The following is a 12,498-nucleotide window of genomic DNA, read 5'->3' as shown; positions in this document are numbered from 1 at the left end:
AATACTACGCCTCTATAACGTTAACGTCAACGTAAACTTTAACATAAAAAAGAAACCGCTCCTGTTGGAGACGGTTCCTAGTTTGGCTTGCACGGTCATAGACCCGAGCATCGGTGTTCAAGCCCATGAATATAGCTTTAGATGAAACAAGTACGAGTGATGATAACCAGTAAAATGAAGAGAACCAGAATAACACCAGTGGAGGTGAACATGTTACAACCGCCACAACCTCTATCTACTTCACCCATTTCGTATTCCTCCTCCCTACTGATTCCAGCAAATCTCCCGAATTTTAAATCCTTGAGCTACGAATTAGATGATAAATGCTTTGGAAATAATAACGAGCAGAATGAAAAGTACCAGAATCGCTCCTGTAGATGTAAAAGCTCCATAACCAGCGCCTACTCCAGACATGGTGATTCCTCCCTTCATGGTTTACAAGAGCATCTTATGCTTATGCCATCATTCATGATAGGGACAAATGCCGCGCCTGCCGCCCAAATCTAGGTTGGGATTGTATAATCCTGTTATTCTTCGGACCCGAGCATGCCGTGATACAGGAGGTTTCGTGCCTGCTTGGCAAGCACAGACGGACTTTCACGTCCAGGTAGCAATTTAGTTAACGTCAGCCGTTCAATCAAGCCGATCACGCATTCTGCTGTCAGTTCAGGGTCCAGTTCCTCACGGCAGGAGCCCCATCGTTGCGCCGCCAGCAGATGCTTTTTAATATGCTCGGCCATTTCCGCCTTAATGCGCACCGAGTCTGCCGCCTGGTAAAATCCGACACGAGTGATCGCCGGATTGTTAGACAACACGCGAAAAATAGCTTCCAGAAACACTTGTCCCCGTCTCAAAATTTCAGCCTCGCTTTGGTCTGGGCCAATCTTCATGCTTTGTACCGTATCATTCACCAAAGTACGAAAGCTCTCCACAAGCTCCTCATACATTTGTTCCTTGCTTTCAAAATGAATATAAAAATCCGGCTGCGTCAATCCTGCACGTGCCGCGATCGAACTTACCTTAGTCTGATAAAACCCCGTCTGAGCGAACTCTTCAGCCCCCGCTTCCAGTAACAACCTTCGACTTTCCCGACTTCTGACTCCTGCTCTCATCACGGTCTTGCCCCCTTACGCCACAAATCTATCGTATTATAAAGTTCCTTTGCAGGAAGAACAATGGGCTTGAGGATGATATATACCTGTCCTTCAAAAGTCCTAATACAGAAGGACTGAAAGTTTTGGAAAATCAAGGGCATCTGCCTACAAGGTATAATTAACCAAACTGATAGTGAGCGAGCAGGAATTATTACGCTGAATTCAAATATTTATAATTGAGGATTTTGCAAAATCCTGACTTTCGATATATATCAATGATGAGGACAATATTTGCGCATCATCTCAATCGTTGTCAGATCATCATCCAGCCCCCGTTGTTGCAAGCCGTCGATAATTTGCTGACGTTCCTGATCTTTGACATTTTGACCGAATTTAAACTTGGCAGTCCATTCCTCTGGTACAATTTTGATCAGAGCGACCCCTTTCAAGCGTGAAGCATACCGAGAATCGCTGGCATCAATCGTGTCATACCCGCCTTCCGGTTGCAGCTTACTCATAAAAATGGAAAAGGCCGATGCTTTTTCTTCCAAATCCACTACATGCTCCGCATGACCACGCACGGTAATACTTTTAAAAAATGATGTCGCAGGACATGCCATATGTTCATCCGTAAAATAAGACGGAATGAGCGCATATTCTTTGGCGGCTGAAAAAGTAACCCGATTATCCTCTTTCATCCGTTCCATCTTTTCTCCAGCACGGCTGCCATGAATATAAAAAACGCCGTTTCCATAAGCGAAATTCAAGGGAACCACACGCGGAAAACCATCCTCGCTGTTCATGCCTAAAAATCCGAAACTGACCTCGCTCAGAAACTGCTCTATTTCCTCTTGTTCTGCCACCGTAAATTCTTTTCTTCTCACAGGGAACTCTCCTTCCATCTATTGACCAATGATACATTTCAGATTATGTTGAAAATGGATTCATAAAAAGATCCAATATGAACGAAAATGAGTGGTCCAATCGAAGGAGAAGAGTATGGATATTACGATTGCTTATCAGCGTGCGCTTCAAAAGTATCATTTGAAATATTTGGCATTGTATCATGCTCTTCGTGAGGGAATCCTCAATGGTTCCCTTGCCAGTGGTACGCGTCTGCCTTCCACTCGTGATCTAGCTGTGATGTATGGAATTTCGCGAGGTAGCGTTAAAGAAGCATACGATATGCTGTTAGCAGAAGGATATGTAGATTCAACAGTAGGCAGAGGAACCTTTGTTATGCAACAGACAGCGGTGCTGCCCGACAAATCTCTAATCAGCCAGCAGAACCAAAATTCACCTGTCGCAAAACAAAAAGCCCCTGCTCTATCAGCATGGGGACAACGAATCATGCAGATCGAAAGGGAACGAAACTTACAGTCGTCTCCTGCTTCTGCTACAGATAGAGACAGTGCGCAACCGCCTTTGATTTCTTTCCAGGCAGGAGAAGTTGTATTGGAGGGCAATTCACAGATCGCATGGAAAAGCGCAATGACTGCCGCTGGAAAAGATCTGCAAAGGCCCTCGGCTGATACGACGACTGCACCAGTGAGCGGTGATGAATGGCTGCGTGAAGCGATTTGCCATCATGTTGGCAGGACACGCGGAATTACGGCCACGCCGGATCAAGTCGTATTATGCAGTGGTTCCATGGAAGTGATCACGTTATTAAGTCAGTTGCTTATTCATGAACAAGATCGAATTGTATTGGAGAATCCCTGTTATTCCGGCATCTACCGTGCAGTTACTGCCTCAGGCGGACAGATACACGCTGCTGAAATGGATCAACATGGAATTGTCCCACAGGATTGGGATTCCAAATTGCTGTTTGTTACGCCGGGACGTCAGTTTCCAACCGGTGCAGTGTTGCCATTAACACGCCGTCAACACATTTTGCAATGGGCAGCATCCAAGGGAGCGTGGATCATTGAGGACGATTATGACAGTGAATTCCGCTGGGCAGGACGACCCATTGAACCATTAAAAGCACTGGATCGCGCGGAATGTGTCATCTATGTCGGTTCCTTTTCCAAAAGCATGTTCAGCAGCCTTCGACTCGGATTTGCGATTCTGCCCGTTGAATTGGCCCAAGCGCTGACAGCTGCCAAACGACTATATGATCCCCTGCCGCCTGCCCGCTTGGAACAGCGCGCACTAGCACGTTTTATGATGCGCGGCGACTATGTACGCCATGTGCGTCGGATGACTCGAATATACAGATCACGCTACGACGTGTTTCAGCGTGAAATACAGCAGTTAAGTGAACTGTTTCACTGGCATCAGAACGATTGCGGACTACATGCCTATGCCATCTGGAAGCATGGGTCTGCCCAGTATCATCATTTGATGCAGACAGCACAATTTTACGGAGTCACATGGCGTGATGCCGCCGATTACCAACTGACACCGGGACCTCCATCAGCCTGCTTTATCTTTGCCCATTTAACGGAGCAACAAATTATTGAAGGGTTTAATCGTCTGCGCCAGGCATGGGACAGTATCAAACATGAGTATCACGGAGCAAAGCTGAGGCTTTAAAAGGGTACTCCATTCGTACTTTGTATATAGCAAATTAGACTAATGATAAAGAAGACTTACCCTTCCCATTCCCTTACTTTTTCATATGATGCTAGTAATTCAAAAGAATTGGAGTGAGAGAAATGGCAATTAGTCCGCTTTGTAGACAGTTTGCAGCTATATTAAAAGCAACACCTCAAATCATTAACGGAGTTTGTACTGCATCTACAGTCAGAAATAACATCAAGCCGATCATTTTAGGGAAAAAGACCAGATCCTTTCTTGCAATACCCCAAGCTTTTTCTTTCGAAAGTATTGGCCGTAACGGAAAAGGATTATGTCTTGGTGAAACCGTGATTTTGACCGCAGAAATTAATCCATTTATTTCTCAACTTCGTAAACATGGTGTCAAAGTAACGGCACTGCACAATCACTGGCTATTCGATAACCCCAATCTCTGGTACATCCACTTCGAAAAAGTAGAAAAGCCGCTTGTTTTCGCCACTGAAGTGCGTGACGCGCTTAATGTCTTGACAACGAAGCCTGTACGGCCAGTTATTAAAAAAAAATAAGCTATCAATAAATGCAAGAGATCCGCTTAGGCGGATCTTTTTTTGTTATGGGCGGAACATAGACCCCTTACGGATAAGCAAACATCATATTAAACATCTACGCCAGGCATGGGAGCGTAATAAAAATCAGTGAGGAATCCCTTATTTAATCACTAGCCCCAAAAGGCCCACAAATGATGAAGCCTGATGCGGTGAAATGATGCAGCCATTCAAATCTTCTATATCCACCTGTAACCCATCAAATTCACAATCGCTCAGATCAATCCCGTTGAGCTTGGACCCGGATAGCATCGCTTGATCCAGATTGCAACGGTTAAAAAAGGTTTTTTGTAGTGTTAAATGATACAGATCGGCACTTATCAAAGAACAATCTTCAAAACCAACTTGCTTAAAATTAGCAAAACGGAACATTGAATAATCCCCTAAGCAATCCGAAAAACGAACGTTTTGGAGCCTGCTTCTGGAAAAGTCTGTTCCAAGCAGTTTGCAGTTCCTGAACTCTACCCGATGGATAAAGGAACCGGAAAAATGAACATTAGACAGATCGCATTTATCAAAAATGACGTCTGTCCATTCACTTTCCGGTAATGACGATTCCATGATCGTTACATTTTTAAAAGCCATCTTCTCTAATGAAACCTTAACCGCTTCCACATTATCCAAAATCATATCCTCTACAGACCCCATACGATATTCACCTTTGGATCGTAAGGAATACATTTCTTCATTTAATATGGGCAAGTCGACAGGAATCTTCGGCAACTCCATTTTAATTTTCATAATACCTCTACCTCCACGATTGAGCTCCCTCTAGGACATTTATATGAATCTATTTTCTATCAATTCTCATACATAGGGTAGCAAAAGTATTTCTCACACATATATTAACGTAGTGAGCACGCTCACGAACCTTTGTTAGGAGGTTGATAGCATGGCAGTACAACTATCTAATCAAGTGTTCTCCATCTCTGTCGGAGATTACGGCGATCTCTCTTCCTTACGACTGGTAGGGGACACTTTTAATACCAACTATGTCATGAATAGCTCCAACGCACCTAAACAGAATACGTCGGATCATCAGTGGCTGGGTGAACTCATGTTCACCTATCGTCTCGGCAACGGAGCGTGGACTCGGGCATGGACAAGTAATTCTGCTGATGCGCGCCAGATCACCTCTTCTGGAAACAGTGTCCAGGTAGCCTATCAGAATTCATCAAACAATAAGGGAATACGTAATTTCATTTTACATGAAACTTATTCGTTGGTTAACGATTATTTGCATTGGCAAATGAAAGTAACAAACACCTCTAATCAAACGCTGGAGATCGGAGATTGGGGACTGCCGCTTCCATTTAACGAGTACTGGTCCGGTGGCAATAATGAACAAATTTATGAAACCAGAGTACTCTCACACTCCTTTGTAGGCCATAATAGCTCCTTTATTACCGCCGGACGACCTAGCGGCATCGGACCGTATGTACTGCTAATCCCTGATGCCTCAACGGGTGCTGGTCTCGAATATCAGGACCATTGGAGAACTGAGGAGCATCCCGGCAGCACTTGGGCTATGGAGCAAGGCGGCTGGTCCGAAGGACTGAATGTGTTCTATATCCACTCCTATGTCATCAAGAGCACCAACCGTGGTTATCTCGGAAGCACCAGTCTGTCGCTGGCTCCTGGTGAAAGCAAAACGTATGCCTTTAAATTTTATAAAGTAGCGGACGAGCAGGCTGTAAAGGACAGGCTGTACAGTGAGGGACATGTGGATGTGACCGTGGTTCCGGGTATGATTTTCCCGACCAATCTCAAGGCCAAATTCGATCTGCATACCAGCAAATCTATTACCTCTGTCACAGCGCAATATCCGTCCGAAACGACCATCAGCTATCTGGAAACAGCCCCTACAAACCATAAAATATATGAACTTACACTGGGACGACTGGGACATAACAATATTACTGTAAACTATGGTAACGGCGAAAAAACCGTTCTCCAGTTCTATGCCATCGAGCCAGTCGAAGCTGCACTTCAGCGTCACTCTACCTTCATGGTCAACAGCACCCAATGGAACGTGCCGGGCGACCTGAGGGACAAGGTCTTTGATGACTGGATGATGCAATACAAGGCCAAACGAAACAGCTTTGCTGGCTACTGGGGCTGGGGTGATGATTGGGGACTAACTCACGGCCAGTTTCTGGCGGAGAAAAACGTTCAGAAGCCCGTAGCATCTGAAATCAAGGCAGTCGATGATTATTTGGAGGTGGCCATCTGGACGAATTTGATGGAAGGCCATCATACCGATTATCTGGTTCCTGATTTCCTGATGCCCCAGCCTAATACGACACCAACGTACCGGGGCTATGCCTATCCGCACATTTATAATACATTTTTTAGCATGTATAAACTTGCCAAGCTGTATCCCAACCTGATCAGCTATCGCAATAGCAAAAACACATATTTGCTACGTGCTTATCGTATTTTTAAAGCGTTGTATGAAGGCCCTGTTGCTTATAATTGGAACACGGGACTCATGGGTGAGCTAACTACACCTGATATGATTAAAGCGCTTCAGGAAGAAGGCTTGACCACCGAGGCTAACGACCTGATTGCCAAAATGGCTACCAAGTACAACAATTTCAAAAACACCACCTATCCTTATGGCTCTGAGTATAACTATGACAACACAGGTGAAGAAGCCGTATATACACTCGCCAAAATGAACAACAACACGACCATGATGAGCAAAATCAACGCCAAAACGCGTGCTGCACGCGGTCATATGCCTGTCTGGTACTATTACGCCGATCCGGTCACCATCACCGGAGAGAATTGGTGGAACTTCCAGTATACCACTTCACTGGCCGGCTATGCGATGAATGACTGGACACGTCGGCATTCGTCCAAGCCCGAAGTGGATCAGCGTCTGTCCTATGCCGCCAAGCTGGCGAACATCGGGGCGATTAACTCGGGACAGATCAGCTCTGATCCTGCCAATATCGGGGCGGTATCGTGGACATATCAGGCGGGCAAGGGCAATTATGGCGCACTCGGTCTGGACGGCGGCCCCCTCTTTAACGGATGGCGCGGGATGTCCGGGGAAGCCGACTTGGGGCTATTTGGAGCCATTAAAATCCTAAGCTCGGATGTTGCTGTAGATCCAATATTCGGCTTGTTCGGCTATGGCTGTGACGTTACAGAAAGCAGTAACAGCTACACGATCACTCCAAAGGACGGTGTATTCCAGCGACTGCATCTGATCACCCAAAAGCTGAGTTTGGAGCTGAATCGGGACCAATATAGCTCGGCCATCGTGTCTAAGTCCAAGAACAGCATCCGCCTGAAGCTGAAAAACACGACTCCAGGCACGACTCACACCACCATTATGAGCTTGACCGGACTTGCGGCAGGTACGTATGACGTGCTCGTAGACGGCACAAAAAACGGATCAGTCACGGCTGCTAACAGCTCTACGACCACGGTCAGACTGAATATCGGTACGGCAGCCAACTATGATATCCGTATCCAGTCGAGTACAGACAACCCGTCTCCCGCCGGAGACATTGTAGCCCGTTATGAATTTGACGAAACGGCCGGATCTACCGCAGCCGATTCGTCAGGTTATGGACAGCAGGCCAGTGTAAATGGAGGGGCGTGGGGCGCCGGACGGAAAGGCAATGCCCTGCACTTTAACGGTACAGACGCCTATGCTAGCCTGCCCGGTGGTATCGTTAGCAGCCTAAATGACTTTACGATTGCCGCGTGGGTACGGGTGAACACGCATAACGGCTGGGCACGCCTGTTTGATTTTGGAGCAGGCACGAATCGGTATATGTTTTTGACACCCAAAGCCGAGGGAACCGGTATGCGCTTTGCTATCACCGTCTCGGGGAACGGAGAGGAACAACAGTTGAATGCGCCAGAGCTGGCAACAGGGGTTTGGAAGCATGTCGCCGTGACTTTGTCAGGCAATACTGGAATGATGTATCTGGACGGTGTAGAGGCGACGCGTAACACGAACATGACGCTCAAGCCTTCCAGCCTTGGACTGACAGACCGGAACTATATTGGGAAATCCCAGTTTGATGATCCCTACCTGAACGGTGCAGTGGATGAACTGATTATTTACAACAGAGCCCTAACCGCTCAGGAAATCCGGGGCTTGGCCTCGGCAAGCGCCACCATTACAGCCCATGATGTGGGAGCCCATTCATATGCTGAAGGAGCAGATTAGAATGTATTCATTCATGCCGTTAACGTTTTAGATTATGAATGATTTGTACCGTGAATGATTTGCGTCGTGAATCATTATCGTCGTAAATGATTGGTATCGTGAATGATTCTTCCTATATTAGCTCCACCCCCGGATTACTTAAGTTAAGTCTATAATCAGGGGAGAAATCCGGGGAGATGATGCTTCCAAGCAAGCAGTCCTTCGGAAAGCTTTTAAAGCGACCGCTTTATTGGGACGATCAGCGGCAGCTTTTCCATCTATAGGACGTTTAGCTTCGTCTAATGCGTGTCGTTCTTGGTCTTAAGCGAACCAGTTCCTCACTGGTGAGTTGCCTAGTATAGGAGCGAGGGGAAGAACCTGTATCTACCCTGAGCACCCTGCCTGCCCCGTTGGGGCGGGCTACCCGTGTGTTGAAAACCTGCATCGCCCACTGCACCGGAAAGGCTATGGATAAGCGACCATCTGCCGTGCCTGCATAGTTGACCGCAACTGCATAATTATCTGACTGTCTGAGCCATACAGAGCCAGAATCCCCAGGTAGTGATACGGGAGTCGTACCTCTAATAACCGTCTGATCTTCGAAGGTCAGCAGGCCCAACTCTCCGCCATAATTGATTTGCAGGTCCGTATAGACGGACTCTACCGTGCCATTGACGCGTCCGGTCGTACGCCCAACCTTCTTCAATCTTTCTCCTATGCGATATGCGGTAACATGACCTGGAATCGCTCCTACCGTAGCGTAACGCGGATTGAGCAGGTTGTTACGGGTCGGAAGCGAAAGCGCCGCATCAATCAGGTTTGTACCGGTGGGATTCAAGCGTACGTAACGATACAGCCTTCCCATACGATCCTGAGTAACCGTCCCCCCATCGGCTCCGCCTGGCTGTATTGTAGCCTCCCGATTGTCTGTATTGGAGGGATTGAGGACATGGTTATTGCTAAAAAGATAACGCGTCGCCGGCGCTCCAGTTGGGGCAACGATAAGTCCGGTTGAACCGGAGCCTTCAATCGTCCCGACACTGTAGCCGGCGATGACCGGGCGTATGCGCACTTTGTAGTCCGTGGCATTGGCTCTGATCTTTCCAGTTTTTACAATTCGGACTGGAACGTTCGTTTTCTTTCCTAAGGCGGTGGCCGACAGGAGTCCAGTAGAGGCCGACGCTAGACGGTCCGTATACACAATGACAGCGGCTCCCTTTTTAGGATGGGCAGGGTCCCTGTATCCTACGCCAATGCCGTGGACACCGGACATTTTTAAGACTCGCTTGGCCATTCGCTTTTTCACTTGAAGCGCGGCCGAGAAGGTAGCCAACATAATCATCTCCTTTTACATTCAGATGAAATATTGTATGGCTAAGGCCGCTTCGCGTTCCTTTTGATCTTACGATCGCTGTATTGAAAGGCATATGAAAACATTCCAAAAAATGGTATACTCATTTCCGAAATTGACATCTTATCATTTGATTCTAATGTTCGAGGAGGTACTTTATGTTTTCAATCATGTTGACATACAGCATACAAGCAATTGTAATTTTACTAATTATCTTTGAATTGTTGAGAAACAACAGAAAAAAAATAGGTTGGGGATCACTTTCACTGCTTTTATCTCTTCTTGGTATGGCTGTTTCTTTCGAATTTGGCAATTACATATTGGGAGACCAGTTGCTTTCCTTTTTAGGATTGCCCGCCTGGTCTAACAGTGTTGATAATACTAGGTTTCACTACACCATTTTTCTATCCAGTATTTTTTTTATTCCCAGTTTAATCATTGGATATAAAAATCCTAAAGAGTTTGGAGCTACGATCGGAAAACGGGTTTCTAGTATATATCTAACTTTGATCATCATTTCGCTTTTATTTTTTATTATAAGTATTTTCTCGAAGTAACGTTGGATGTGCGTCGTTCCAAAACAAAAGCCTTCCTCAGCGGGGGGTTTCTGTTTTATCACATTAATTCCGAACAATCCTGGGTGGGTAATTAGATCAAGGAGCTGATATTATCTATAATTCATTTACCTCCATATTTTTTGCTGCGTTAACTGCAATCTCCCTCATAACGTTGCCAAAATTAGAAGCTAGGGTGAGTAAGAGAACAATGTTGAAAGTGAGAATTTTCATAATAACAACAGTTCTGCTGATCGGAGTCGTGTTGTATATCATTGACCCTCAGTGGTGGATCATTGTAGCCTTTGCAATTTTGTTTGTAACCCTTCCCATCTTTTTATTGAAACGTTGGCGAGAAAAAAACTGAATCACAAAAAACCTTCCTTATTCATAGGAAGGTTTTCGTGTTAGCGTTGGGGATATTTATGTCATGAGGGCGATGGGAAGTACCATCTGACTGCCCGCCGTCTCCAGTTATCCCTTAACCGCTCCCTCTGCGATGCCCTCCATAATGAATTTCTGAAAGAATGCATAGATCAGGATAACCGGGATGGAGGTCAGCACAAGTGCGGCCAGAATAAGCGACCAATCCTTGTTGTACTCTCCAAACAGCATATTGGTCGAGAGAATCAGGGTGTAATGGTTCACATCCGTCAGCATTAACAATGGAAGCAAAAAGTCATTCCAAATCCACAGAAAATCCAAAATCGCGATGGTAACTGTGATTGGCAGCAGCAAAGGAAATATAATGCGAAAGAACGTTTGAAACTCATTACAGCCGTCCATTTGTGCGGATTCTTCCAGCTCACGCGGGATGGATTTGACGAATCCATGATACAAAAAGATCGCCATATTCACACCCAAGCCGATATAGATCAAGGCCAAGCCGTACGTACTGCCCTGAACGGACAAATCTTTTGCCATTCGCGTAAGCGGTATCATAATAGAGTGAAACGGTACCAGCATCGATGCGACAAACAGGAAGAAAATCGCACCGCTCAGTTTCCCCTGTGTACGAGACAGCTTGTAGCCTGCCAGTGCCGAACAGATCACAATGCCACCAATGCCGATAAAAGAAATAATCGTGGAATTAAGGGCGCTGTTCAGCAAATGAGTCTGATGAAAAGCCTGACTGTAATTTTCATAGTGAAGCTTCGTCGGCAGCGTCGTAAAGGATGCAAACATCTCACCCTGTGTTTTAAACGAGTTAATTACCGCCATGTAGATTGGGAAGAAGGACACGACAGCGCCCACGCACAGAATCAGCGTAATCAGCAAGGAATTGGCTTTCTTCAGCCTCATGCCTCCACCTCCCTCTTCTTCATGACGCGCAACTGAATCAGGGTGAAAATAAGAACGATCGCGAACAAAATAACAGATTTGGCGCTCGCATAACCATAACGGAAGTTGTTGGAGAACGCCTCCTCATAAATGTTCATCGTAATCACCTGTGTACTGCGCCCTGGCCCCCCGCCAGTCAGTCCGTATACGACCTCATACACCTTGAAGGCACCATTCAGCGTCAGGAAGAAACAGATCGTAATCGCATGAGTAATCATCGGCATCGTTACGCTTCGTAATGTCTGAAATGCGTTCGCCCCGTCAATAATAGCAGCCTCCTTCAAGCTTTGTGGTACACCTTGAAGCGCAGCCAGATAGATGATCATCATATAGCCGACACCATTCCAGAGCGACACAATAATGATAGAGAAGAAAGATACTTTCGGATCGCCCAGCCACGATTGGCCCAAAAAGGCGATAGCCGTCTTTTCGGCGATCTGTGGCAGCACGGAAGAAAAAACGAATGTCCACATAAATGCGCTAATAATGGTACTGATCATATTGGGCATGAAAAATATCGTCCGGAAAAATCCTTTGGTACGTGTACGCGACTCAATCAACACTGCCAGAGCCAGTGCCAGTACATTTTGCAGCACAATCATCACTAATACGTATTTAAGAGTAAACCAAAGGGAATTGAGAAAATCGGGGTCTTCCTTCAACGATTCCACAAAGTTCCCCAAGCCGATAAAGCTGTAATTGGGATTCAATCCGTTCCAGTCTGTAAAGCTGTAGTACATGCCGCTGATCGTTGGAATGAGCAGGAAGATAGCATAAAAGATCAGCGCCGGAGCCGTAAACGCCAGTAGCATGACGTATTTTTTATAGATTTTAAAAGGCATGGAGTCTCTCCCTCCTG

General features: G+C 46.1%; 11 protein-coding genes. 4 read left to right on the top strand and 7 right to left on the bottom strand.

Annotated features, from left to right (window positions below):
* Positions 1 to 312: 312 nt before the first annotated feature.
* From NLX73_RS22090 to NLX73_RS22080, 3 genes are all read right to left on the bottom strand, one after another.
* Complete coding sequence (locus NLX73_RS22090) at positions 313 to 414, bottom strand: hypothetical protein (RefSeq protein WP_023986941.1); 102 nt, start codon at positions 412 to 414, stop codon at positions 313 to 315.
* A 113-nt stretch (positions 415 to 527) separates the two neighbouring features.
* Positions 528 to 1,112, bottom strand: coding sequence for a TetR/AcrR family transcriptional regulator (locus tag NLX73_RS22085; protein ID WP_061831285.1), 585 nt, complete (start codon positions 1,110 to 1,112; stop codon positions 528 to 530).
* A gap of 254 nt (positions 1,113 to 1,366) precedes the next feature.
* Positions 1,367 to 1,978, bottom strand: a complete 612-nt coding sequence (locus NLX73_RS22080) for a pyridoxamine 5'-phosphate oxidase family protein (protein WP_061831284.1) — start codon at positions 1,976 to 1,978, stop codon at positions 1,367 to 1,369.
* Positions 1,979 to 2,093: 115 nt separating this feature from the next.
* Between NLX73_RS22080 and pdxR the strand changes: the two genes are divergently transcribed.
* Positions 2,094 to 3,632, top strand: coding sequence for a MocR-like pyridoxine biosynthesis transcription factor PdxR (gene pdxR, locus NLX73_RS22075; RefSeq protein ID WP_254327343.1), 1,539 nt, complete (start codon positions 2,094 to 2,096; stop codon positions 3,630 to 3,632).
* Positions 3,633 to 3,754: 122 nt separating this feature from the next.
* Positions 3,755 to 4,183, top strand: a complete 429-nt coding sequence (locus NLX73_RS22070) for a DUF1259 domain-containing protein (protein WP_254327342.1) — start codon at positions 3,755 to 3,757, stop codon at positions 4,181 to 4,183.
* A gap of 141 nt (positions 4,184 to 4,324) precedes the next feature.
* Here NLX73_RS22070 and NLX73_RS22065 read toward each other — a convergent pair whose 3' ends face one another.
* On the bottom strand, positions 4,325 to 4,963 hold the full coding sequence (locus NLX73_RS22065; RefSeq protein ID WP_069291061.1) for a pentapeptide repeat-containing protein: 639 nt from the start codon (positions 4,961 to 4,963) through the stop codon (positions 4,325 to 4,327).
* Between the two features lie 151 nt (positions 4,964 to 5,114).
* Here NLX73_RS22065 and NLX73_RS22060 point away from each other — a divergent pair, with 151 nt between their 5' ends.
* On the top strand, positions 5,115 to 8,414 hold the full coding sequence (locus tag NLX73_RS22060) for a DUF5695 domain-containing protein (RefSeq protein ID WP_254327341.1): 3,300 nt from the start codon (positions 5,115 to 5,117) through the stop codon (positions 8,412 to 8,414).
* A 268-nt stretch (positions 8,415 to 8,682) separates the two neighbouring features.
* Here the strand turns inward: NLX73_RS22060 and NLX73_RS22055 are convergent, their stop codons facing one another.
* Positions 8,683 to 9,729: a chymotrypsin family serine protease gene (locus tag NLX73_RS22055; RefSeq protein ID WP_254327340.1), complete on the bottom strand. Its 1,047-nt coding sequence runs from the start codon at positions 9,727 to 9,729 to the stop codon at positions 8,683 to 8,685.
* Between the two features lie 173 nt (positions 9,730 to 9,902).
* Here NLX73_RS22055 and NLX73_RS22050 point away from each other — a divergent pair, with 173 nt between their 5' ends.
* Positions 9,903 to 10,301: a hypothetical protein gene (locus NLX73_RS22050; protein ID WP_254327339.1), complete on the top strand. Its 399-nt coding sequence runs from the start codon at positions 9,903 to 9,905 to the stop codon at positions 10,299 to 10,301.
* Positions 10,302 to 10,772: 471 nt separating this feature from the next.
* Here the strand turns inward: NLX73_RS22050 and NLX73_RS22045 are convergent, their stop codons facing one another.
* Positions 10,773 to 11,600: a carbohydrate ABC transporter permease gene (locus NLX73_RS22045; RefSeq protein ID WP_061831277.1), complete on the bottom strand. Its 828-nt coding sequence runs from the start codon at positions 11,598 to 11,600 to the stop codon at positions 10,773 to 10,775.
* Positions 11,597 to 12,481 (bottom strand): carbohydrate ABC transporter permease, encoded by an 885-nt coding sequence (locus NLX73_RS22040; RefSeq protein WP_023986930.1) that lies wholly within the window; start codon positions 12,479 to 12,481, stop codon positions 11,597 to 11,599. Before NLX73_RS22040 ends, NLX73_RS22045 begins: the two co-directional genes overlap by 4 nt.
* Positions 12,482 to 12,498 lie beyond the last annotated feature (17 nt).

This window comes from Paenibacillus sp. CH40 (assembly GCF_024213605.1).
Classification (GTDB): domain Bacteria; phylum Bacillota; class Bacilli; order Paenibacillales; family Paenibacillaceae; genus Paenibacillus; species Paenibacillus polymyxa_B.
This window is presented reverse-complemented; position numbering and strand designations above follow the sequence as displayed.

Bases quoted from the DNA above. Each gene is read 5' to 3' on its own strand.
- NLX73_RS22090 (WP_023986941.1), bottom strand. From the start codon at position 414: ATGTCTGGAGTAGGCGCTGGTTATGGAGCTTTTACATCTACAGGAGCG.
- NLX73_RS22085 (WP_061831285.1), bottom strand. From the start codon at position 1,112: ATGAGAGCAGGAGTCAGAAGTCGGGAAAGTCGAAGGTTGTTACTGGAA.
- pdxR (WP_254327343.1), top strand. From the start codon at position 2,094: ATGGATATTACGATTGCTTATCAGCGTGCGCTTCAAAAGTATCATTTG.
- NLX73_RS22070 (WP_254327342.1), top strand. From the start codon at position 3,755: ATGGCAATTAGTCCGCTTTGTAGACAGTTTGCAGCTATATTAAAAGCA.
- NLX73_RS22065 (WP_069291061.1), bottom strand. From the start codon at position 4,963: ATGAAAATTAAAATGGAGTTGCCGAAGATTCCTGTCGACTTGCCCATA.
- NLX73_RS22060 (WP_254327341.1), top strand. From the start codon at position 5,115: ATGGCAGTACAACTATCTAATCAAGTGTTCTCCATCTCTGTCGGAGAT.
- NLX73_RS22055 (WP_254327340.1), bottom strand. From the start codon at position 9,729: ATGTTGGCTACCTTCTCGGCCGCGCTTCAAGTGAAAAAGCGAATGGCC.
- NLX73_RS22050 (WP_254327339.1), top strand. From the start codon at position 9,903: ATGTTTTCAATCATGTTGACATACAGCATACAAGCAATTGTAATTTTA.
- NLX73_RS22045 (WP_061831277.1), bottom strand. From the start codon at position 11,600: ATGAGGCTGAAGAAAGCCAATTCCTTGCTGATTACGCTGATTCTGTGC.
- NLX73_RS22040 (WP_023986930.1), bottom strand. From the start codon at position 12,481: ATGCCTTTTAAAATCTATAAAAAATACGTCATGCTACTGGCGTTTACG.